The following is a 20,704-nucleotide window of genomic DNA, read 5'->3' as shown; positions in this document are numbered from 1 at the left end:
ACGCGCGGACCGAGGGACACTCGCAGCCCAAACAGCCCGACGGGCCGCCACCATGCCGGTCGCCGTGACCCGCCGCGTCAGTCGAACAGCCGGTCGAGGGCTTCCTGTTCGAGGTCGCACCAGCGCTGGGAGTCCTTCAGCGCCTTGGCGATCTCTTTGTCGTCAAGGTGGTGGGCGCCTTCCTCGCGGATGCGCGCGATGCTGAACGGCCTGCCGACCGACGGCGAGGTCCGTTCCAGCGCCTCCAGCACCCGTGCCACGCCCACCACGCCGTACTCGACGGTGCGTGTGGTCATCCGGAAGTGGGACAGCAGCGCGCCGGCCTGCTGGGCCATGGGTGCGCCGGAGCCGATGGCGTGGAAGCCCACGTCCTCGTAACGGCCGATGAGCCCGTTGGGGTTGATCTCCACGATCCACGGCCCGCCCTGGCTGTAGCCGGCCGCGAGCAGGTATGCCGACACCCCGCCGCCGTCGTCCTCGCCGGGCACGTCCGGGATGTAGTTCTCGTAGTGCTTCTTGAAGACGGGCAGGACGCGCTCCTGCAACTCGTCGCCGATTTCGGGTGCTTCGAGGATCGCGGTGGCCGAGTCCTCAAGGAGGGGGCGCAGATCGTTGAGCACCCCCCGCGCGCCGCTGCCGCCCCAGGCGGCGCAGGAACCCAGCGGGTGCAGCTTCTGGGCGGGGAAGCTCAGACCGCGGTCGCTGTCGGTGATCTGAGAGTCTGCGCCGATCACCACCCCGTCGCTGCAGACAACGGCGAGTACGACGGTCATGGGGGCCTCCTGGGCAGGGGTACGGGGTAGCTCGCGAGGTACCCGGCATCCCGCCTGCCTACACCCCGACAGGTGTCGGCCCGTTCACTACCCCGGATGAGAGCCCCCTCCTACCCGCGCAGGAACTCCCGGACGGCGGCTGGGCCAACCGGGCGCGTGCCGTAGTGGGTGGCGAACATCATGTCGTTCGTGCCACGCCTCACCGGCCGTCACCTGTGCCTCGTCGCGTTGCTGCTGGCGCTGCCCGAGCGCGGCCAGGGCAGAAGCACGGGCAGCGGAGCGCCGGTGCAGTTCCGCCGGTGGTGAGGAGCCTATGCGCACGGTGACTTCGAGGGGTGTCAGGTGGCGCGGTGCCGGCGTGGGCGCGGTCCGGTCAGTCGCGGGTGACGCCGTCCCGCGTGTCGTCCCTGTCCACCTGGCGCAGTGCGTGCACCGCCTCGTCGAGGCTCACGCCCAGTTCGCGGGCTGCCGCTCGGTACGCTCGTGCCGCCGTGTCGAGGGTGGCGAGCACCTCTGTACGTGAGAGGTCGGGCTTGCGCTCGGCGACCGTGGTGCCGTGCCGCACGCGGGTCACCACCAGCCTGGCAGCTTCGAGCTCGCGGTAGGAGCGGGCGACTGTGTTGACGGCGAGCCCGAGGTCGGCGGCGAGCTGTCGGATGGTAGGCAGGCGGGTCTTCGCGGGCAGCGCGCCGCTGCGGATCATCGCGGCGATCTGCCCGCGGATCTGCTCGTATGGCGGCGTCGGGCTGTCCGGGTCGAGCTCGATGATCACTGCGCGGCCGCCGTCGGCACCCGCCAGGGCGATGTCGCCATCCGCCAGCCGGCCAGCGGCACCACCACCAGCCCGGCCACCACCAGCGGCACCGCCAACGCCTCCGACGCCTGACCGGCCGACAGCCTCGCGAGTTCGTCGAGGACGCAGTACAGCATGAGGGTGGTGGCGCTGGCGGTCAGCGCGTGCAGTGACCGGGATCGGATCGCGTCGTCGGTGGCGAGGACCTCGGGCGGCCCCGGCGGTTGCGGGCGCAGCAGCACCCGGCGCCGGGCCACCCACGCGAGCACCGACACCAGCACGGCTGTGCCGGTCCACAGGGCGACGCGGGCGCCCGCCTGAGAACCCGCCGGGGTGGTCACGGTGATCGCGGCGAGCGCCAGGCAGGTGGCGACCGACAGCGGCAGGGCGGCCCGCAGCGGCGGGGGCAGGTAGCGCTCGGAAGTGCGCCGGACCAGGAGCGCCGCGGGGCGCGGCGAGGTGCGGTGTGCCAGTCGTACCTCGGCCAGCAGAGCGCCTGCGAACCAGCCCGCCACGGCGTACACGATGCTGAAGGCCAGTCGCTGCTCGGCCAGGCCCTGCAGCGCGTACAGCGTACAGCCGAACGCCGCCCCCGCGGCCCGCCAGCGGCGGGTCACCACGAGGTAGGCGATGAGCTGCGGTCCGCTGTCGACGGTCACGGTGAGGCCATGTCGCGCGGCGAGCCGCGTCACCCGGTGACGCGCCACGGGCATGTCTGCGAACACGAACACGAGCAGCGCGACCGCCAGCGCCAGTGGGGCGAGCATCGGATCCGGCATCGTCATCGCCCTTCCAGAACGGGACTGCCAATGTAGCAGAGCACTGATACATTGAATTCCCGATGAGAGGGGTGGCTGTGAGCTCGCTGACCGACGAGGTGTGGACGACGCTCCAGCCGCACGCCGGCAGGCTGACCGGTCGGGGCCGTCGGCTGCTGGTGCTCACCGCCCTCGTGCTGGCCGGCGTCACCGGGCTCGCCCATCTGGTGGCCGTGTCCGGCCTGATCACGCCACGGCTGCGAGCCGACTACGGCTGGGGGCCGTCCAGCTACCGCTACGGTGACGCGGAGTCAAGTTTCGTCTTCAACGCGGGCAGCACCCCGAGCCGGCGGGTCAGCTTCACCTTCGGGCTGTCCAATGACGGCAGTCGGGCCGTGGAGATCGTCGGGATCGGCGAGTCGCCGTCGGGACTGCGGCTGGAGGCCGTCCGCGTCGGCGAGACGCACCAGGTCTCGGAGAACCGGTGGACCACCGGCGGCCGGGACCTTGTTGCGGGCGAGCCCTACCTGTTGCTGCCTGACGAGATCCTGAAGGTGGAGCTGGAGTACGAGGTCGTGGACTGCGCGGCGGTGCCGGCGGGGCCACGCGCGATTCCGGTGCGAGCGACCGGCCTGCGCGGCGAGCAGGTCGTCGAGCTGACACTGCCGGCTGCGAGCTTCCGGGTTGGAGGGTGGCGCACCATGGCGGATCCCGCCGACCCGGCGGCGGTGCACTGGCCGGAGCACCTGGCCGACGCCGCCTGCCGGCTGCCTCGCGGCTAGACAACGGCGATGCCGGTCGGGGCCTGCTGCACGTTGGCAAGGCTCACCTGTGGCAGACCGACTTTCAGGGAATACCAGCCGATTGGCGGTTCCACTTCCAGCTCGACGGTGGAGAGGGCCACGGCCCCGATGACCTCTACGCCCTCAACTTCGGTGGAGGGACCGGATACGGATTCCTCTCGCCGGACCTCCGCGAAGGTCGCTTCTTCTGGGATTGCGTCTGACGAGTGCGGCTACCCAGCCCCGGTGCCCCAACGCGATCTTGGAACGAGTCTCGTGGGGTGGGGCGGCCAAGCATCTCCCCTGCGAGTGGTCGAGCCCGGGTGTCGCCTGGTTGGCGGGAGGCCTGAAGGCCAGGAGCGAGGTCAGCCTGGCCGGGTGTTCGGAGCCTGCGGTGCCTTGTCCGGTGTGGGCACGGCCGACCACAGTGCACGGTCACCTTGGCAAGATACTCGCGTTACTTGTATATTCAGGCCATGCGATCGACTTCGCGTCCCGCGCTGCGGGAACCGTCGTACTTCGTCCTCGCGGCTTTGCTCGGTGGCCCGCTCCACGGCTATGCCGTGATCAAGCGGGTGACTGAGCTGTCCGATGAGCGGGTGACACTCGCTGCCGGCTCGCTGTACTCGGTGATCGACAGGCTGCTCGGCGAAGGGCTCATCACCGCCGACGGCGAGGAGATCGTCAACGGGCGTGCCCGTCGCTACTACCGGCTCACCGACGAGGGCTACCGGGTACTCGCCGAGGAAGCCGACCGGCTCGCCCGGGCCGCCCGGGTGGTCATGGACCGCCTGCCGCACCGGATCTTCCCGCAGGGAAGCACCGATCAACCTTCTACCGCGAGGATCAGACCAGCATGAGTTCCGATGTTCTGGAGAAGCGCTACCGGATGCTGCTGCGGGCCTACCCGGCCGGTTACCGTCGCGAACGTGCCGACGAACTGATCGACACGTTGATCGGCGACGAACCAACCACTCGCCGCTGGCCCAGCGTCCGGCAGGCGGCGTCGCTGATCCGGGGCGCCCTGCGGGTGCACGGTGGCAGCACCGCGGCCCGGCCCACCGCCGTGCTGCTCTGGCAGGGCATCCACCTGGGCGCCATGGCGGTGCTGGCGCTGGGCGTGCTCATCGGCCTGGACGATCTCGTCGAGGCGTTCCAGTTCGGCGGACTTTCGGACCCTGCGACCGTCCTGCGGAATCAGGGCGTACACGAGGTAATGGTGATTGCGGCGCTGGTGGCGCTCGTCGCGGGCCGCACCCGCACCGCTGCCGTCCTGGCGGTGGCTGCGGCGGTGGTGCCGACCGTGATCTCCCCGTACCTGTTCCTCAACGGCCTGCCGCAGTGGTGGGCGCCGGTTGTCGCCACGCCGTTGATCCTGGTGGGCCTGCGGCGTGCGGCGGACGTGCCGCCGACGCCCCGGGCCAACGCCGTTCTGGTTACCGCAGGCATCCTCGCCCTGCATCTGGTCCCTGCGGGAGGCTTCCGCAGGGTGGACATGGGCTCGCAGGTCGTCGCCGCCGCCATGGTGATCGCTGCGGCCGCCGCCTTTCTGTGGGTGGCGACGGCCGACCAGCGACTGCTGATCGCCGTCGCCCCGACCCTGCTGCTGGGCACGCTCTACCAACTGGGGAACGACCTGTCGACGGGGGAGCTGCTGCACCGGCCCGACGCCCTGCCGTCCCTTGTCGTCGCGGTCCTCATGGCAGGCGGCGCGGTCGTCTCGACCCGGCTGCGGCAGCGCACCCGCGCTTGACCAACCGACCGGGCGGTCCGGCCACGGCCGGACCGCCCGGGCAGGATCGGTGGAACGGTCTGGAATGAAGAGGTCTAGTCGGGTGGTCGCTGCGCCCAGAAGGAGGCGTGTCCGCTGACACCCTCTGGCACGAATTCCTCCGAGGTGATGCTGAGCCCCGCCTGTTGCAGCCAGTTCCGATAGGTGGGGGCGTCGGCGTGGCTCCACCACATGGTGGCGGGGCCGTCGAGCCAGTTGTCCTCGGTGCCGGTCCAGGCGTTGTGGCCGGTGGTGGCAAGTAGCCAACCGCCGGGGCGCAACCAGGAAGCGATGCGGCCGATGAGATGCGGTTGTTCGGCCAACGGCATGTGGATGAGGGCGTAGAGGCAGACCACGGCGTCGAACGACATCGGCGGCAGTTCGAGATGAACAGCGTCAGCACGGAGGAAAGTGCCGGTCGGCACCAGGCGGCGGGCTCGGTCGATCTGCACGTCGCTGAGGTCGACCCCGGTGACATGGTGCCCGGCATCCGCGAGGAAGCGCGCGACCGGCACGCCGCAGCCGCAGCCGAGGTCGAGGACAGATCCCGCAGCCGGTAGACGCCGATGCAGGTCGGCCAACCAGGGTGCGTACTGGCCGTCGTCGGCGTCGTCGGCGCGGTAGCGGTAGGACAGGGCGTCGTACCCTCGCCGGACCAGGTCACGCCCGTCACTGTTGCTCACACCGCTCACGTTACGAGTCGTGGTGTCGGTGCTGCGCGTCAGATCCGGTGCGGTGGCCGGGAACGTTCACTGGACCTCGCCGCGACACCGCAAACGTTCCTGGACACCGCACTAGCGGAATGCGGTGACCCAGAACAGGACGGCGGCGAGAGCGAGCAGTTCGCAGACCCCCACCGCGAGCAGCGGCATCGCCGCCGTCGGCAGCCGCGCCGACGAGGAGTAGCGGGGCCGCTCCCAACTGTGGTGCGCCGGGTCGCCGCTGATCGTGCCGCCCACGACCAGTGCGAGGATGGCCGCGACAGCTCCCACGTGGAGCGGTACGAAGTCGGGGTAGCTGGCGTGGAGCTTGTCGAATCCCGCCCACACCACCGTGAAGCCGACGACACCCAGGCCCGCACACGCCAGCATCGCGTACCGGGCTGTCGCGCTCGGCGTCGAGATCAGAATGATCAGGCCGGCGAGCAGGAACGGCCCGCCCACGATGGCCCAGCCGGTGAAGGCCAGGCCGACCGCTGAGCAGCTTGACTCGGTACACAACAGATCGAGCAGCGCGGCCAGCATTTCGCTGCTGCGGAACACACTCACGATGACAGCGGTGATGAAAAGCGCCGAGACGACGATGACCCCCGCCGCACTCATCTGAGAACCCTTGCCCCCGGACACCCGTGGCCTCCCTGCTGTCGACACGCCGCCGCGTGGAGTTCAGCTAACGTAGTGCTCGCCCGTAGAGGTTCGGGAGACGAGAGCATGCCGACGCCTATCAAGCGACTGGTCAGCAGGATCAGACGGGATTTCCCGGCCCCCGGCAGCTCCGACGAGGTGATCCGGCGGCTCACCGAGCTACCGCCTGACGCGTACGGTCGGCAGGACGCGGAACGCGTGCAAGCCGCCCTGGTGCTGAACTCCCGGATCAGGGCAGCGGAGGCTGACTCCCGTCCCGGTGTGCCGGAGAACGAGCGACAGTCATCGTGTGCGCGTTTCCGGCGACCTGGTGGCTACTGCACCGGCTGCGGAACGGGTTGGAAGGCGACGTCTGTCACGTCGGCGACCAGCTCGGTGAAGTCGGTGCCGTACGCGGCGGGCTCGACGATGCGTAGCACCAGGGCGAAGGGCCGGTCGGCGCCGTACCTGCGGTGGAGTTCGGGGTGGTGGGTGGCCAGGTAGCGGGCACCGGCGAGGTTGCTGCCCGCGGTCAGGCCGCCGATGAGGAACACCGGACGGCCACCGGTTGGTGCCCAGAACCGGGCCAGCAGGACGTAGCTGGTCTCCGGGCTGAAGACGTACTCGGTGCCGCCGACCGTGAACGACAGCCGACGCTTCTCCTCGTCGAAAACCTCGTACGTCACGCCACGGAGGATCGCGCGTACGTGCGTGGCGCTGCGTGGGCTGGCACCGCCGGGACCGCCGACGCAGAACTCGGTCAGCCGGCCGATCTCACCGGTCGGCTGGTTCTCGCCGACCCGGTCCGCGCGGGCGCCGCATTCCCTGGCGATTGTCGCCAGCTCCACCAGCGCGGCGACGTCGCGACGGTGGACGCTGAACTCGCGCGGCGAGGAGGCGTGTCGGGACACCACAAGCAGGCAACTCGCTCCGGCGGTGAGGCCGAAGAAGGCACGTGCCCGGTTCAGCTTGTGTCGTCGCAGCAGGAACCCCGTGAGCCAGACGGCCGTGCCGGCGATGACACTCGCCAGCAGATTGATCAGCAGGTCGCCCATGTTGTGATGATGTCCGATCCCGTCTCGGGTCAGCGGCGGGGTAGTACGCCCAGCAGGGTCGCGGTCAGGGCCAGCTGCAAGGAGTCCTTCAGCTCCATGCGGAAGCGGGCCAGGCTTGGTTCGGCCCGGTAGGCCGCTTCCAGGCTGGGCGGGGGAATGCTGTACGCCGACAGCGCGCCGGCCATGACCATTGTCTGCAGGCTGAACAGCTCCGCGTTCCCGCCCAGCTCCGGCAGGTGCTGCTGGATCAGGTCGGCCATGGTGGCCAGGCGACCCAGGGAGGCGCGCTTGTGACGGATGGCGACCTCGACGGAGACGTTGTGTTCCAGGACGCTGCCCTGTGCGCCGAAGAGGTCGCACAGCACCACCCGGCCGGAGAGTGAGCGGCTGATGATCTCGGCCATCGCCGCCGCCCGCTCGGCCATGGGTAGCTTCTCGTCGATGCCGTCGGCCAACTCGGCGGTCAGTTCGGCCAGCCACTGCGCCAGGAAATGATCCAGCAGTTCCAGCAGCACCGCCTCACGCGACTCGAAGTAGCGCAGCACGTTCGGCTTCGCCAGGCCCACCCGGCGGCTGAGCTCGTTCAGGGTGACCGCGGCCACGGGCATCTCGTCGAGCATCGCTGACGCCGCGTCGAGGATCGCGCGCCGGCGGATCTCCCGCTGCTCTTCGGTTCGCGCCCGCTGGAAAGTCACGATCGCCAGCCTAACTTAGGTACCGCCGGTACGTTGACAACGTACCGAAAGTACTTTAGCGTCGTGGATGCAAGATACCTCCGGTACGTTAGTGGGGAGACTGGCATGGGCGAGAAGTGGACGACGGCGAACATCCCGGACCAGCGCGGGCGGGTGGCGGTGGTGACCGGGGCCAACACCGGACTGGGGTACGAGACCGCCAAGGCGCTCGCCGAGCGCGGGGCCTCCGTGGTGCTCGCCGTACGTAACGTCGAGAAGGGCGAGCAGGCCGCGGCCCGGATGGCCGGCGACGTGACGGTGCAGGCGCTGGACCTGACCTCGCTCGACTCCGTCCGGACCGCGGCGGCCGCGCTGCGCTCCCGGTTCGGCCGGCTCGACCTGCTGATCAACAACGCCGGCGTGATGTACACCCCGAAGCAGACCACCCGGGACGGCTTCGAGATGCAGTTCGGCACCAACCACCTCGGCCACTTCGCGCTCACCGGGCTGCTGCTGGACCTGATGCTGCCGGTGCCCGGCTCTCGGGTGATCACGGTCAGCAGTGTCGGTCACCGCATCCGCGCCGCGATCCACTTCGACGACCTGCACTGGGAGCGGTCGTACAGCCGGGTCGCCGCCTACGGTCAGTCCAAGCTGGCGAACCTGATGTTCACCTACGAGTTGCAGCGCCGGCTCGCCCCGCACGGCACCACCGTCGCGGTGGCCGCGCACCCCGGGGTGTCCAGCACCGAACTCGCCCGGAACACCCCGGCGGCCCTCCGGCTTCCGCTCACCTGGCTCGCGCCGCTGATCACCCAGACACCGGCGATGGGTGCGCTGCCGACCCTGCGCGCCGCCACCGACCCCGCCGCGTTCGGCGGCCAGTACTACGGTCCCGGCGGACGCCACGAGGTCATGGGCCACCCACGGCTGGTCACCTCCAGCCCGGAGTCGTACGAGGTGGCCGTCCAGCAGCGGTTGTGGGCCGTCTCCGAAGACCTCACCGGAGTGACCTTCCCCGTCGTCCAGTCCCGGCAGAACCCGTTCGCTTCCGGAGCGGCCACCACGAGGTAGCGGCTGGCGGTAGCTACGCGAACGGGCCGTCCTGAGTGAAGGCGTACTCGGCGAAACGGTTACCGATCCGCTGGTGGGCCTCGGCACTCGGGTGCAGGCCGTCCGGTAGCGGAAGTTCGGCGGCGTCGGCCGGGCCGTACAGGGCGGTGCCGTCGAGGTAGTGCAGGTTCTTGTCGGCGGCGCGGCGGTCGGCCAGCGAGCGCAACTCGCGGCGGATGACCTGGAGTGTCAGCCGGCCCAGTGCGACGTCCCCGGGCGTGCCGGTCGCCACGAAGCGCACCTGGTCGGTGCCGATCGACCCGGGGTCGATCGCACCCGGGCCGGGGGTGTCCTCGTGGATGGCGCAGAACAGCGGCGAGATGAGGAGCAGCGGGACGTCCGGGTGGCCGTCGCGGATGGTGTCGAGGAAGCCGTGGACGGCGGGGACGAAGGTGCGTAGCCGCATCCCGTCGAGGTTCACCACGTTGATGCCGAGTTTGATGCTTAGGTAGTCGGCCGGGGCGTCGCGGATCACGCGGGCCAGGAACGGATCGACGAGCGCGCTGCCGCCCAGGCCGAGGTTGCGCAGCTCGACACCGGCCCGGCGGGCGGCGACGGCGGGCCAGATCTCGCTCGGTGCGAGGGCGTTCGAGCCGTGACTGATGGAGCTGCCGTGATGTACCCACAGCGGCAGCGCGGCGTCGTCCGGCTCGATCGGGGCATCGGCTCGCAGGTCGACCAGGTCGATGCTCTCGTTGTGCGGCAGCCACACCTCGATCCGGTGACGCCCGGCGGGCAGCCCGGAAACTGTGGTCGTGTGCGCGTGCCCGGGATGGAAGACGGTCTGCCCGCTGGTGAGGTCGACCTCGATCCGGTCACCACCGTCAAGGGTGTCGCGGACGGTGAGCGCACCGTCGACGTAGACGTCGATGCGGCCACGCGGTCGCTCGGCGCCCAGGTAGGTGATCCGGGTCGGGTGGGTCACCAGCTCGACAGTGCCCGCCGTGGTCTGGAACACGATGCGTACGCCGGACGGCTGGCTCTCCATCGAGAGCAGCTGGCCGTCCGGGAACTGCTCCCGTACCCAGGCCGGCAGCCGGTGTGGCCGGATGCCGCGCGGGGTGATCTCGGCCTCGGCGACGCCACGGAGAAGTTCGGACGGGACGGGCATCAGGGGTTCCCTTCGGTCGGCCAGGAGCGGAACGCGATGTCGAGCGCGCTCAGGGCTCGCTGCCAGGAGACGTCGGCGGCGGGCTCGCGGTGCCCGAAGCTGCCGCTGACCTCAAGCGCCAGGAAGCCGTTGATGGTCGCGCCGAGCAGCCGGGTGGCATGGACGAGTTCGGTTTCCGGCAGCTGGTAGCCACGGAGCATCGCCAGGGTGAGGGTGACAAGTCGACCGGCCGCGTCGGAGCGCACGGTCGATGCCGCCGCTGGACGTTGCAGGGCGGCCCAACGGCCGGGGAACTGGCGGGCATAGCCGCGGTACGCGTCGGCGAGGGCGGTGAGCGCGTCTCGCCGGGCGCGGCCACCGATGGCGACCGCGATCCGGTCGGCCAGCTCGCCGAGGGCCAGTTCATGCACGCTGTCCAGCAGCGCGGACCGGTCGCGGACATGCGAGTAGAGACTCGCGGTCTGCACCCCGAAGTGGCGGGCCAGTGCCGACAGGGTGATCGCCTCGAATCCTTCCCGGTCTGCCAGCTCCGCTGCCGCGGCGATGACGACCGCCGGGGTCAGGTTCGCGCGTGCCATACCCACACCCTACACCCCGTAGGCTGGAACCTAATACCTTTAGGCTGGTGACGCGGTGGAGCGGACGGGTCAGGCACCCGCTGGCGGGTCAGCGCGGCGGCGCGGCGGTGGCGTCCGTCGCGGCCCGGACGAACTCCCGGACCCGAGTGGTGGTGTTCGCCTCCAGCCAGATCGGTCCGCGCTCGATGGGCGGGGCGTCGTGGATCGGCACGTAGGCGATGTCGGGGCGCGGGTGGTAGTACTCGGTCTGCTCGCCCACCGGCAGCACGCCCCGGCCCATCGCCACGAGGGACAGCATCTCGGAGAACGTGTTGCCGCGCGGGCCCTTGGGGATCAGTCGGCCGGCCGGCGTCTGCTCGGGGGTGCGGTCCCGCTTGAACGCCGCGGACGTCATTGCCGGGTACTGGATGAGCGGGTGGTCGGCGAGCACTTCCAGCGAGACCGACTCCGCCCGGGCCAGCGGGTGCGTGGCGGCCACCGCCAGCACGCGCCGCTCCACCATGAGCGCGGGGCCGCAGGCCATGCCGTCGAACGGGTATGACGCGACGAGTACGTCGATCGAACCGTCCAACAGGCTGGCCCGTGAGGTGGCGAGCTGCACCTCGCGTACGTCCACCTCGCAGTCGGGATGTCGGGCGCTGAACAGCCTGACCGCCTTGAGCAGCACCGGCGCGAGGTACTCACCGAGGAACGCCACCCGGAGTTGGCCGGTCACGCCACGGCCGGCCTCGATCGCGCGGCGCAGCGCCGCGTCCATCTGCTCGACGAGCGGGGCCAGCTCGTCGGCCAGCTGCCGGCCGATGGGTGTGATGCGGACGACCCGACTGGTGCGTTCGAACAGTGGCGCACCGATGCGCCGCTCCAGCTTCCTGATGACGTGACTGATCCGGCCGGTGGTCACGCCGAGACGTTCGGCGGTACGACCGAAGTGCAGCTCGTCGGCGAGCGTCAGGAAGGTCTCGATCTCGTGTCGCTCCAGCATTCCGCCGCTCTTTCGTTGAATCCGGCTCAACGATCGTAGTCCGATCTTGGCTTGGTCGGCCTCGCCGTCCAGTGAATCGTCGAGGGCGCCACCGGGACGCCGGCGGCGGCGATGTCCGCTCCACCTGCGGAGCGGTCGCCGGGACGATCGAGGAGAAAGATCATGAAGACGGCAAGCATCGACGACTACCTGACCGGACTGAACGCCTCGCTGAGGGAGACGGCCGAGGCGTTGCGCCCGGTCATCGACGGCACGTTGGCGGACACCACCGCAGTGATGTGGCACGGGCACCCGGTGTGGGGTCTCGGCGAGGCTCCGGGGCGGCGGCCGATCTGCCTGCTCAAGGCATACGCCTCGTACCTCACCTTCGGGCTCTGGCGTGGCCAGGAGATCAGCGACCGGTCGGATCGGCTGCTCCCGGGCGCCCGGCACATGGCCTCGGTACGGCTCTCCGCCATCACGGACATCGACGAACCGCTTTTCGCCGACTGGCTGCGCCAGGCACGTGCCCTGGAGGGCAAGTGAGCATTGTGCAGGTGAGGGCCTTCGACCACCTGGTCCTCAACGTCGAGGATGTCGAGCGATCGCTCGCTTTCTACTCGACCATGTTCGGTCTGGAAACCATGCGCGTCGACGAGTGGCGGGCCGGGCGGGCCGGCTTCCCCTCCGTCCGGATCAGCCCGGACACCATCATCGATCTGGTGCAGCGCCACCGGGGAGAGTCGAACGTCGACCACATCTGCCTGGTGGTCGACCCGGTGGACTGGCAGGACGTCATCGCGGCCGGCGTGTTCACCGTCCTGGACGGGCCGGTGAGCCGTTCCGGCGCCAGGGGAGAGGGCATCTCGCTCTACATCCAGGACCCGGACCGCAACACCGTCGAACTTCGCTGGTACCCGGCGGACGCGGCACCGACGACGCCTCCGAGCCGGTGAGCTACGCGGGGGCGCTCAACGGGCGATGTCGGAGTGGACCTCGACGTCGTAGAGCAACTGCACGTTACTTACCAACGTTAAGTTGCCTGTCCATCGTACTAGAGTTGGTCCATGACCACCGCAGAGCCAGGCGTGCCGGCGACCGGGCGAGAGGGCAGCGGCGCCCGGCCGCCGGTGTGGCTGCGCGCGGAGCCGTCCCGGCGGCGGCGGAAGCCGCCGCTGACCCTTGCGCGGATCGTGGACGCCGCAGTGAACCTGCTCGACGAGCACGGCACCGAGGGCCTGACGATGCGCAGCCTCGCCCAGCGGCTCGACGTGACGGCCACCGCGCTGTACTGGCACGTCAAGACCAAGGACGACGTTCTGGACCTGGCCGTCGACGAGATTTTCGGCGACGTGCCGGTGCCGGCCGTGAGCGACGACTGGCTTGACGACATCCGCGTCCTCGTCCGAGCCTGGCGCGCCACCATGCTGCGACACCCGTGGGCGCCCGGGCTGATCGGGCGTCCGATGCTCGGACCGAACGTCCTGACCCGTACCGAGTTTCTCCAGTCGGCGTTGCTGCGCGGCGGCTGTCGCGGGCTTCCGCTCGCGGTGGCCACCCGAATGCTCGCCAACTACGTCATCGGCGCCTCGCTCACGGAAGCCACCTGGCACCGGACCGCCGACCCGCGGGCGAGGGCCGCGGCGCGTGACCATATTGCCGCGAACGCGGCCACCTACCCGACCCTCGACGCCTCCGGGCATCTCGACGACGCCCGATGGGACGACGACGTGCTGTTCGAGGAGGGCCTCACCGGCATTCTCCGGACAGCGGCGCAAGCGGGGCTGCCGGAATGAGCCCGCTCGACGACGTGATGATCCGTGCCGCGCAACACGTGGACCTGGACCATCTGGGCGAGCTGGCCGGATCGGGGGACCGCGCCGAGGTGCGGGTCCGGGCCGCCGGGCGAGGCGAGGAGGAGATGCTCGTCGCCGTGGCCGCCGACCACGTCGTGGGAGTGGTGAGTGTCCGGTGGCGGGACGGCTGCGACCCACCCCACCCATGGCTGTACGGGCTGGCGGTGGTCGCGTCGGCCCGTCGCCGAGGGATCGGAAGGGCGCTCGTCCAGGCCGGCGAAGCGGCAGGTGCGGCACGCGGTGCCGAGGCGATGAGCCTCGACGTGGACGTCGATGACGAGGCGGCCGTCTCGTTCTACGCGAGGTTGGGCTACGTGATCGTCCGACCTCATCAGCACCACTGGCGGGCGATCGACCCGCGAACCGGCGCGGTGACCGGCGACGGCACGGTGGCGACGTGGATCATGCGCCGCCAGCTTCGGAGTGCCGACTGACCCGGCGCGGCACCCCGCTTTCCTGAACTCGAACGGTGACCGGCTACCCGGTCGAACCGCGCGGCACGTGCGCCGCCGGCCGCGCCTCATCGCCGCTGGTCCTCTCCTCGTGGCGGTCCGTGCCGACCGCACGCGAGCCGGTCGTCCGGCGCCAGGTACGCGCGGTCACGGCGGCGCGGGACACCATCAGCACCGCGACGAGCAGCAGCGCGGCACCGAGCAGCGCGGCGACGTCGGGCGCCCACAGGGGGACCTGCCCCAGCGTCACACCGAAGGACGACGGCAGGGAGAGCAGGCCGGAGGCGAGGAGCAGCAGGACCACCAGCCAGGCGACGAGACCCAGCAGGCGTCGACGGGACCAGGCGGAGACCGGCCGCGCCACCCGCCACAGCGAGCCGGCCACCGCCGTGAGCAGCAGCAGGCACAGCAGGCCCAGGCCGGCGAGGAACGCGACGTAGGTCGGCTCGTTCTCGTGGGTCTCGGGAACGGCTCCGGAGAGGAGGGCAGCAAGGCCCCACGAGGTGTCCAGGAGTTGGTTCTCCTGGAAGCTGCCGTAGACGTTCTGCAGGACCACGACGGCCCTGTCCTGTTCGGGCAGCAGCACGATCCCGGCCTGGTAGCCGGGTGCGGCACCGGAGTGCCAGACCATCGGCTGGTCGCCACCGAAGACCGGCCAGGTGCGCCAGCCGAGCCCGTAGCTCCGGCCGTCACCGGTGGTGACCTCCGGCCGGATCAGAGTGGCGCGTTGCTCGGGCGACAGGACGTCGCCGCCGTCGAGGTTCGCCCGAGCGAACGCGACGGCGTCGCGAAGCGAGCCACCGAGATACCCGTAGCTGACCCCGGCGGGGTCGAACCGGCTGCGGAACGCCGTCGGCTCCCCGAACACGTACCGGTGGCCCGGCGGGAGCCGGTCCGCCGCGTCGTCGGCAGCGGTGACCGCGGTGTCCATCCCCATGGGCGTGAGCAGTCGCTCGCTCAGCACGTCGGCGAAGTCGCGCCCGGTGACCTCCTCGACGACGGCACCGAGCAGCAGGTAGTTGACACTGGAATAGAGGTGTTTCTCGCCGACACGGGCGGCCAGGTGCATGGTGCCGAGGGCGTCGAGCACATCGCTCGGGCGGCGATCGGCGTCGTAGCGGTCGGTGAGGTCCATCCGCTCCGGTATGCCGCCGGTCTGGCTCAGCAGGTGGCGCAGCGTGATCGTCCTTGCTTCCTCGTCAGCCATGCTGAAGTCCGGCAGGTAGGTCGTCACACGCGCGTCGAGATCCAGCTCCCCGGCCGTCGCCATCGTCACCACCAGGCTCGCGGTCACCGGCTTGGCCACCGAGCCCCACAGGAACGGCGTCGCGTCGGTGATCGGCGTGCCGTCGCCGTCCGCGCCGAACGTCGCCTGGTGCTCCACCCCACCGGAGCCCACGATCGCGTACGCGACGCCCGGGATCCCGGCCCGGTCCATCTGCTCGGTGACGAAGGCATCCAGCCGGCCCGGTTCGACGGCGGTGCTTCCCGCCGGCGCCGCCTCGACCGCGCCGACAGCGACGCCGACGCCGGGCAGCGCGAGCAGCAACACGACAATCCCCCGTTGCAATACGCTCATATGGCAACCGTAACCATATGGCGGTACGGTTATCAAATGCCCCGCGTTGCCGACCACGACGAGCGACGCGCGCTCATCGCCCGGACGTTCCGGCGTCACCTGGTGGAACACGGTCTTCAGGCCACCACGTTCGCCCGCGTCGCCGCCGCTGCCGGCGTCTCGGTCGGCCTCATCCAGCACTACTTCGGCAGCCGCGACGAGCTGCTCCGATTCGTGTACGTCGACGCGCTCGGCCGCCGGGACGACCGGATCGCGGCGCACATCGCCGAGGGCGAGGTCGCCGAACGGCCGATCCGCGAGATCATCGCGACCGCTGTGGTCGAACTGCTCCCGCTCGACGAGATCCGGGTCGAGGAGTTCCACGTCACCCAGAACCTGACGACTCAGGCCCTGCACGATCGCGCGATCGCCGAGATGGCGGCGCGCGCACAGGCCGACCTGCACCTGCGCGCGTCGATCGCGGTACGCAACGGAAAGCGGTGCGGCGAGGTCGACGGCGGCGTCGACGTCGACACGGCGGCCGCCCGCATCCTCGCCACCACCTACGGCCTGGCGGCCAGCCTCATCCTGGTCGGCCCCGACGACCCGGCCCGCTGCCGGGAGCACGTCGATGCGGTCATCGAGCCGGTCCTGGCGGGTACGTTCACCGGTCGCTGCCGCCACTACGCCCGGCCGTGATCCGGCCGGCGGTGGCGACGCTGTCCGGTCGGCCCCGGCTGTTGAATACGTGAATCCGGGGTTTCCAATTCGTCACGTAATTTGACCGCAGTTTGCGATGGAGTGCCTTCCAGGTTAGCGCTCACACTGGCGTCGCCTGTGACCTCCGCCATGTTGACAATCGACGTGCAGATGTCGATTCGGCTGCCGGGTCACGTGCGGTATTGCCGGTGACCTCGCCATTCGCAGGCGAGGCGTGGGAGCGCTCCCGGTGCTTGTCGATCCGGTCGATCGGGTCGCGTTCCGAATGGTATTGCCGGCGACATTTGCTGGTAACCCCGGACCGTGGCGCATTGGCTACGTTCAGCACCGGCCGGTGGAAAGCCGGGAAACGATCTGGAAGAGGGAGCATGCGCAGAAAACTGATCCGGCGATTGCTCGCCGGGGTCACTGTGGGGGTGGTGCTGGCACCGCTCGCCCCGTCGTCCGTGTCCGCGTCACCGGGCGGGGACGTGCAGTGGACGCCGTGCGAGCAGGACGCGAGCGCCCTGTGCGGCACCCTGGAGGTACCCGTCGACTGGGCCGATCCGGACGGGCCGACGATCGAGTTGGCGCTGGCCAAGCGGCCGGCGACGGACCCGGCGGCGCGCCGCGGTTCGCTCATCGTGAATCCGGGTGGGCCGGGAGGGTCCGGAGTCGACTCGGCGCTGTGGGCACGCTACGGCGACGAATTGCGACGTCTTTTCGACATCGTCGGATTCGATCCGCGTGGGGTGGCTCGCAGTTCACCGATCATGTGCACGTTGGGCAAGATCAATGATTTGCCCGTCGAGCCCATCAAAACGTCAAGCGCATTTGCCCGGATGGTGTCCGCGAGCCGGGCGTTGGCCGACGACTGCCGCGCCAACAGCGGACCGGTATTCGACCACGTGGACACGCTCCAGGTGATCAGGGACATCGACGCCATTCGCGCGGCGGTGGGTGACGCCCAGCTGAATTTCCTCGGGATGTCGTACGGCACGCTGATGGCCCAGCAGTACGCGGAAATGTTTCCGAGCCGCGTCCGCGCCATCGTGGCCGACAGCGTGATGGATCACAGCCAGGACGCGCGAGGATTCGCCGTCACCCAGGCGGCCACCGGGCAGGACTCGTTCAACGAGTTCGTGGCCGGTTGCTCCCGGTTGCCGCAGTGCGCCCTGTACGGCCGGAACATCCGTCAGTTCTGGCAGCGGCTGCTCGACCGCGCGGCACGGGGTGAGCTGCCGGACCCGGACGATCACAGCTACAAGATCACCCAGCGGGATCTGGTCAACTTCGTGCTGAACAACCTCAACTACCAGCCGTACTGGCTGGAGATCGCGGCCGAGTTGGAACGGGTCGACGCCGGGCGACCGTGGGGGACGTCGGCGACGGCCACGCGGAACTCGGCCGACGAGCCGCCGATCGTCGTGCCCTTCGCGTACCAGGCGGTGCTCTGCCAGGACTGGAACCTGAAGACCCGCGACGTCACCCAGTGGCGGTCCATCCTCGCCGATGCCCAGCGTGCCGCGCCGGACCTGCCGGACCTGCCACGGGCGGCGGTCGGCGCGATCTGCCTGGGCTGGCCGACCGCGGCGGACAACCCGCAGCGGCGGATCAACCCGACAAACGAGACGAAGTTGCTGCTCACCAACTCGCTGCACGACCCGGCGACCGGTTACAACTGGGCGCTCGGTGCCGCCGACCAGTTCGGTGACCATGCCGAACTGCTGACCTACGAGGGTTGGGGGCACATCGTGTACGGCCGGGTGAGCTGCGCGGACGAGGCCATCGAGGCGTACCTGATCGACCAGGTCGTGCCGGCGGAGGGAACGCGTTGCGCCGCGGCCCCGCCGCCCGGCACCACGTCCGCCCGTGGTCGGACGCCGAGCCAGGAATCCGGCCCCGCCGCGCAGCCGTTGGTGCCGTTGCGTGGTGACCCGGAGCTGCCGACCTGGCTGTTCTGACCGGTCGGGACGGGGTGGCCGGTTCGCCGAGGCGAGCCGGCCACCCCGGTCGTTGCCGGAGCCGGCCACGCGCGGGCGTGGCGTCACAGTAGTTCGTGGATGGTGACCGGGCCCGCGGTGTAGCGGACCGGGGCGAATCGGGCCAGCTCCGCGGAGACCGGTCCGGCATTGGTGTCGGCGAGCAGCCAGCGCACCTGGTAGGTGCCGCGCAGCCGAGCCAGGTCGTCGGGATCGGGGGCGGTGAAGACCCGCTCGTTGAGCGCGAACAGGGCCGGGTCCGGGGCGGGCTGCCTCGGGTACCGGAAGCCGTCGCGACCGTGGGCGGCGAGGGCGGCGTCGGTGTAGCCCCAGCTTTCGACGAGCGCGCGACGGCCGCCCAGGCCGGTGACCCAGAAGGCGCGGGCGTCGCAGTGTGGCGTGCTGCGGACCGGCCGGCAGTGCACGTTCGTGGCGACCACGTCCTCGGTGCCGGCGTGCTCATCCAGCCAGAGCGCCGCCCGCATCTCCGCCTCGGTCACCACGAACTGCGCGTCGACCCCGCCGAGTGGGTCCTCGCGGGCGAGCAGACGCTGGAACGTACTGTCCACTCCGGTGGCGAGGCTGGCGCCGAGCAGCGCCGTGACCGCGCCGGCCAGCGCCGACCGACCGAGCAGCGTGGTCCATGCCGGCCGGCCCCGCCGCCGCACCAGGGCGGCGCGGCGCGCGGTGACGGCGGCCCGGGGCCGGTTGAGCAGCAGCACCTCCACCGCGACGGCGAGCAGCGCGGCGATCCCGATCAGGGTGGCGTACCGAGCGGCCGACCAGCCGAGTGTCGCCAGCCAGTCGGCGGCGTTGGCGACGCGTACCGACTCGACGGCCCGATCCGGCTGGGTCAGCACAGCGGGTGAGCCGAGCGGCGGGGCGAGGAGTTGGGCGACCACGCCGAGGACCGCCGCGGTCACGAGCACCGGCCACCGTACCCGGGTCCGGGCCAGGAACCAGCCGGCGAGCACGGCACCGAACGGGATGACCGGTAGCCAGAAGTAGACCTGGCTGGCGGAGGGGTGGTAGGTCAGCCAGGCCACGGCGAGACCGGCGGCGACGGCACCGGTGAACAACCAGGCGGCCGGATCCCGTCGGCTGGGCGTGGCGAGCAGCAGCCCGCCGGCCAGCCGAGGCGTCTGCCACAGCAACCACACCCCGAACAGGGCCGCCGCCAGCAGCCACGCGGCGTGGTCGCCGGTCTCGGTCAGTCCCGGCGGCAGCAGGCCCCCGAACCGGGCGCCCTCCTGCGCGCCGTAGGTCTGCTGATAGGGCAGCAGCTGGCGGACCAGGCCGAGCGGCTGTACCCGCAGGGTGCCCGCCCCGCCACCGGCGAACAGCCGGTAGCCGACGGCCATGGCGGCGACCAGCACGGCCAGCACGGCGAACACCAGCCACGGCACCCGGCGGCGGCGTACCCAGGCCGCCAGCGCGGCCAGCCCGAGACCGGCGATCAGTGGTGGCAGTGCGCTGGACTTGGCGCCGGCGCACGCCAGACCGAGCGCCGGGACCAGCACCCAGGCCGGGCCCAGACCCCGCCCCCGCAGCACCGGTACGCAGACGGCGGCGAGCAGCATCAGCAGCGGCAGCGCGTACGTCTGGGACAGGCTGACGTACGACAGCGAGCGGGCCCCGGGCAGTTCCAGCGGTGAGCCGAGGCTGGCTGGGGTGCCGAGGTACCCGACGGCGGCGGCCAGGGGACCGACCCACAGGCGCCCGGCCAGCTCCCGAGCCAGTGCGGCGGTGACCAGCGCGGCCACCCAGCCGACGGGTACCACCCACAGGTACAGCAGCACCGTGGCCGGCGGCACGTCGGTGATCATGCTGGCGCTGGCGATGTGCGCGTCGGACAGGTAGTGGTAGCGCAGCGGTTCGCCAGCCAGGTGCGGCAGCTCGAAGGGCATGGTCCGGGTGAGTTCGTGCACCAGCCCGAGGTGGTAGAGCAGGTCGGGGTAGTAGGCGTGATCCGCCGGGGGCAGCGGCAGCGTCCGCCAGCTGGAGTATCCCCAGAGGGCGATGAGCAGCAGCACCGCGCAGATCGTCAAGTGCCAGGCCACCGGTAGTCGCCGGCCGGGACCGGTGCGCCAGTGCCGGCGCAGCCGGGGTACGGCCAGGAACATCGCGACCACCGGCAGCGGCCACCACCGCAACAGGTGTTGCCCGCCGGTGGCGGCGGCGAGCGTCCAGGCGGCGAGTTCGAGCAGCAGGCCGGTGGCCGCGCCGTAGCCGAGATCCTCGGGCAGGTTGCCCCGGCTGCCGCGCAGTGCCCGGTGCACGAGTGTCCCCGGCAGCACCACCGCCAGCGCCCAGTACGCCACGAACGCACCGACCTCGGGCGTCGGTACCCCGCCGTGCCACCACCCGACCGGCAGCGCGGCGAGCACGATCAGCCACGGCAGCAGCGCGGCGACGCGGCGAAGCACCGGCGTCACCTGTGGCAGC

General features: G+C 70.7%; 23 protein-coding genes. 10 read left to right on the top strand and 13 right to left on the bottom strand.

The features are described from left to right. Positions 1–77: 77 nt before the first annotated feature. From AB0I71_RS09675 to AB0I71_RS09665, 3 genes are all read right to left on the bottom strand, one after another. Positions 78–773: a proteasome protein gene (locus tag AB0I71_RS09675; RefSeq protein WP_357582812.1), complete on the bottom strand. Its 696-nt coding sequence runs from the start codon at positions 771–773 to the stop codon at positions 78–80. Positions 774–1,146: 373 nt separating this feature from the next. Beyond that, the gene (locus AB0I71_RS09670) at positions 1,147–1,545 is read right to left on the bottom strand and encodes a GntR family transcriptional regulator (protein ID WP_357582811.1); all 399 of its coding nucleotides are present in this window, start codon (positions 1,543–1,545) and stop codon (positions 1,147–1,149) included. Next, positions 1,542–2,351, bottom strand: coding sequence for a hypothetical protein (locus AB0I71_RS09665; protein WP_357582810.1), 810 nt, complete (start codon positions 2,349–2,351; stop codon positions 1,542–1,544). The genes AB0I71_RS09670 and AB0I71_RS09665 overlap by 4 nt, the downstream gene beginning before the upstream one ends. Positions 2,352–2,422: 71 nt before the next feature. Between AB0I71_RS09665 and AB0I71_RS09660 the strand changes: the two genes are divergently transcribed. Then, positions 2,423–3,106 (top strand): hypothetical protein, encoded by a 684-nt coding sequence (locus AB0I71_RS09660; protein WP_357582809.1) that lies wholly within the window; start codon positions 2,423–2,425, stop codon positions 3,104–3,106. Here AB0I71_RS09660 and AB0I71_RS09655 read toward each other — a convergent pair. Then, positions 3,103–3,228, bottom strand: coding sequence for a hypothetical protein (locus AB0I71_RS09655; protein ID WP_357582808.1), 126 nt, complete (start codon positions 3,226–3,228; stop codon positions 3,103–3,105). The genes AB0I71_RS09660 and AB0I71_RS09655 overlap by 4 nt on opposite strands. A 354-nt stretch (positions 3,229–3,582) precedes the next feature. Between AB0I71_RS09655 and AB0I71_RS09650 the strand changes: the two genes are divergently transcribed. Together AB0I71_RS09650 and AB0I71_RS09645 are read left to right on the top strand one after the other, a co-directional pair. Then, entirely contained in the window at positions 3,583–3,966 is a 384-nt protein-coding gene (locus tag AB0I71_RS09650; RefSeq protein ID WP_357582807.1) for a helix-turn-helix transcriptional regulator, read from the top strand. Then, positions 3,963–4,859, top strand: a complete 897-nt coding sequence (locus tag AB0I71_RS09645; protein ID WP_357582806.1) for a hypothetical protein — start codon at positions 3,963–3,965, stop codon at positions 4,857–4,859. Before AB0I71_RS09650 ends, AB0I71_RS09645 begins: the two co-directional genes overlap by 4 nt. 74 nt (positions 4,860–4,933) lie before the next feature. On the opposite strand, the gene AB0I71_RS09640 is transcribed toward AB0I71_RS09645, so the two are convergent. From AB0I71_RS09640 to AB0I71_RS09625, 4 genes are all read right to left on the bottom strand, one after another. Then, positions 4,934–5,560, bottom strand: coding sequence for a class I SAM-dependent methyltransferase (locus AB0I71_RS09640; protein WP_357582805.1), 627 nt, complete (start codon positions 5,558–5,560; stop codon positions 4,934–4,936). 111 nt (positions 5,561–5,671) lie between these two features. Then, positions 5,672–6,199 carry a hypothetical protein gene (locus tag AB0I71_RS09635; RefSeq protein ID WP_357582804.1) on the bottom strand — a complete coding sequence of 176 codons (528 nt, stop codon included), beginning with the start codon at positions 6,197–6,199 and terminating at the stop codon, positions 5,672–5,674. A 356-nt stretch (positions 6,200–6,555) separates the two neighbouring features. Next, positions 6,556–7,275: a hypothetical protein gene (locus tag AB0I71_RS09630; RefSeq protein WP_357582803.1), complete on the bottom strand. Its 720-nt coding sequence runs from the start codon at positions 7,273–7,275 to the stop codon at positions 6,556–6,558. Positions 7,276–7,304: 29 nt separating this feature from the next. Then, positions 7,305–7,970, bottom strand: a complete 666-nt coding sequence (locus AB0I71_RS09625) for a TetR family transcriptional regulator (RefSeq protein ID WP_357582802.1) — start codon at positions 7,968–7,970, stop codon at positions 7,305–7,307. Positions 7,971–8,075: 105 nt separating this feature from the next. On the opposite strand from AB0I71_RS09625, the gene AB0I71_RS09620 reads away from it, so the two are divergent. Then, positions 8,076–9,023 carry an SDR family NAD(P)-dependent oxidoreductase gene (locus tag AB0I71_RS09620; RefSeq protein ID WP_357582801.1) on the top strand — a complete coding sequence of 316 codons (948 nt, stop codon included), beginning with the start codon at positions 8,076–8,078 and terminating at the stop codon, positions 9,021–9,023. Between the two features lie 13 nt (positions 9,024–9,036). Here the strand turns inward: AB0I71_RS09620 and AB0I71_RS09615 are convergent, their stop codons facing one another. From AB0I71_RS09615 to AB0I71_RS09605, 3 genes are all read right to left on the bottom strand, one after another. Continuing rightward, entirely contained in the window at positions 9,037–10,173 is a 1,137-nt protein-coding gene (locus AB0I71_RS09615) for a GDSL-type esterase/lipase family protein (RefSeq protein WP_357582800.1), read from the bottom strand. Continuing rightward, on the bottom strand, positions 10,173–10,751 hold the full coding sequence (locus AB0I71_RS09610; protein ID WP_357582799.1) for a WHG domain-containing protein: 579 nt from the start codon (positions 10,749–10,751) through the stop codon (positions 10,173–10,175). Before AB0I71_RS09610 ends, AB0I71_RS09615 begins: the two co-directional genes overlap by 1 nt. Positions 10,752–10,839: 88 nt before the next feature. Further along, positions 10,840–11,733, bottom strand: a complete 894-nt coding sequence (locus tag AB0I71_RS09605; protein ID WP_357582798.1) for a LysR family transcriptional regulator — start codon at positions 11,731–11,733, stop codon at positions 10,840–10,842. 162 nt (positions 11,734–11,895) lie between these two features. Here AB0I71_RS09605 and AB0I71_RS09600 point away from each other — a divergent pair, with 162 nt between their 5' ends. The 4 genes from AB0I71_RS09600 (at position 11,896) to AB0I71_RS09585 (ending at position 14,002) form a co-directional block, all read left to right on the top strand. Continuing rightward, the gene (locus AB0I71_RS09600) at positions 11,896–12,258 is read left to right on the top strand and encodes a DUF1801 domain-containing protein (protein ID WP_357582797.1); all 363 of its coding nucleotides are present in this window, start codon (positions 11,896–11,898) and stop codon (positions 12,256–12,258) included. Between the two features lie 11 nt (positions 12,259–12,269). Beyond that, positions 12,270–12,668: a VOC family protein gene (locus AB0I71_RS09595; protein WP_357582796.1), complete on the top strand. Its 399-nt coding sequence runs from the start codon at positions 12,270–12,272 to the stop codon at positions 12,666–12,668. Between the two features lie 111 nt (positions 12,669–12,779). Continuing rightward, positions 12,780–13,508 carry a TetR/AcrR family transcriptional regulator C-terminal domain-containing protein gene (locus tag AB0I71_RS09590; protein WP_357582795.1) on the top strand — a complete coding sequence of 243 codons (729 nt, stop codon included), beginning with the start codon at positions 12,780–12,782 and terminating at the stop codon, positions 13,506–13,508. After that, positions 13,505–14,002: a GNAT family N-acetyltransferase gene (locus AB0I71_RS09585; RefSeq protein WP_357582794.1), complete on the top strand. Its 498-nt coding sequence runs from the start codon at positions 13,505–13,507 to the stop codon at positions 14,000–14,002. The genes AB0I71_RS09590 and AB0I71_RS09585 overlap by 4 nt, the downstream gene beginning before the upstream one ends. Before the next feature lie 43 nt (positions 14,003–14,045). Here AB0I71_RS09585 and AB0I71_RS09580 read toward each other — a convergent pair whose 3' ends face one another. Beyond that, positions 14,046–15,599: a serine hydrolase domain-containing protein gene (locus AB0I71_RS09580; RefSeq protein ID WP_357582793.1), complete on the bottom strand. Its 1,554-nt coding sequence runs from the start codon at positions 15,597–15,599 to the stop codon at positions 14,046–14,048. Positions 15,600–15,635: 36 nt separating this feature from the next. On the opposite strand from AB0I71_RS09580, the gene AB0I71_RS09575 reads away from it, so the two are divergent. Beyond that, a complete protein-coding gene (locus tag AB0I71_RS09575; protein ID WP_357582792.1) occupies positions 15,636–16,277 on the top strand; it encodes a TetR/AcrR family transcriptional regulator in 642 nt (213 codons plus the stop codon). Positions 16,278–16,666: 389 nt separating this feature from the next. After that, positions 16,667–18,241, top strand: a complete 1,575-nt coding sequence (locus tag AB0I71_RS09570; RefSeq protein WP_357582791.1) for an alpha/beta hydrolase — start codon at positions 16,667–16,669, stop codon at positions 18,239–18,241. Between the two features lie 83 nt (positions 18,242–18,324). Here the strand turns inward: AB0I71_RS09570 and AB0I71_RS09565 are convergent, their stop codons facing one another. Then, positions 18,325–20,685, bottom strand: a complete 2,361-nt coding sequence (locus AB0I71_RS09565) for a hypothetical protein (RefSeq protein WP_357582790.1) — start codon at positions 20,683–20,685, stop codon at positions 18,325–18,327. Positions 20,686–20,704: the final 19 nt, after the last annotated feature.

Origin of the sequence: Micromonospora sp. NPDC049891 (assembly GCF_040660295.1) — a bacterium.
Classification (GTDB): domain Bacteria; phylum Actinomycetota; class Actinomycetes; order Mycobacteriales; family Micromonosporaceae; genus Micromonospora.
Note: the sequence above shows the minus strand (reverse complement) of the source record. Positions and strands in the feature narration are given on the sequence as shown.

Coding starts and splice junctions, on each gene's coding strand:
- AB0I71_RS09575 (WP_357582792.1), top strand. CDS start 15,636: ATGCCCCGCGTTGCCGACCACGACGAGCGACGCGCGCTCATCGCCCGG.
- AB0I71_RS09615 (WP_357582800.1), bottom strand. CDS start 10,173: ATGCCCGTCCCGTCCGAACTTCTCCGTGGCGTCGCCGAGGCCGAGATC.
- AB0I71_RS09675 (WP_357582812.1), bottom strand. CDS start 773: ATGACCGTCGTACTCGCCGTTGTCTGCAGCGACGGGGTGGTGATCGGC.
- AB0I71_RS09635 (WP_357582804.1), bottom strand. CDS start 6,199: ATGAGTGCGGCGGGGGTCATCGTCGTCTCGGCGCTTTTCATCACCGCT.
- AB0I71_RS09600 (WP_357582797.1), top strand. CDS start 11,896: ATGAAGACGGCAAGCATCGACGACTACCTGACCGGACTGAACGCCTCG.
- AB0I71_RS09580 (WP_357582793.1), bottom strand. CDS start 15,599: ATGAGCGTATTGCAACGGGGGATTGTCGTGTTGCTGCTCGCGCTGCCC.
- AB0I71_RS09620 (WP_357582801.1), top strand. CDS start 8,076: ATGGGCGAGAAGTGGACGACGGCGAACATCCCGGACCAGCGCGGGCGG.
- AB0I71_RS09605 (WP_357582798.1), bottom strand. CDS start 11,733: ATGCTGGAGCGACACGAGATCGAGACCTTCCTGACGCTCGCCGACGAG.
- AB0I71_RS09630 (WP_357582803.1), bottom strand. CDS start 7,275: ATGGGCGACCTGCTGATCAATCTGCTGGCGAGTGTCATCGCCGGCACG.
- AB0I71_RS09585 (WP_357582794.1), top strand. CDS start 13,505: ATGAGCCCGCTCGACGACGTGATGATCCGTGCCGCGCAACACGTGGAC.
- AB0I71_RS09570 (WP_357582791.1), top strand. CDS start 16,667: ATGCGCAGAAAACTGATCCGGCGATTGCTCGCCGGGGTCACTGTGGGG.
- AB0I71_RS09650 (WP_357582807.1), top strand. CDS start 3,583: ATGCGATCGACTTCGCGTCCCGCGCTGCGGGAACCGTCGTACTTCGTC.
- AB0I71_RS09610 (WP_357582799.1), bottom strand. CDS start 10,751: ATGGCACGCGCGAACCTGACCCCGGCGGTCGTCATCGCCGCGGCAGCG.
- AB0I71_RS09590 (WP_357582795.1), top strand. CDS start 12,780: ATGACCACCGCAGAGCCAGGCGTGCCGGCGACCGGGCGAGAGGGCAGC.
- AB0I71_RS09665 (WP_357582810.1), bottom strand. CDS start 2,351: ATGACGATGCCGGATCCGATGCTCGCCCCACTGGCGCTGGCGGTCGCG.
- AB0I71_RS09645 (WP_357582806.1), top strand. CDS start 3,963: ATGAGTTCCGATGTTCTGGAGAAGCGCTACCGGATGCTGCTGCGGGCC.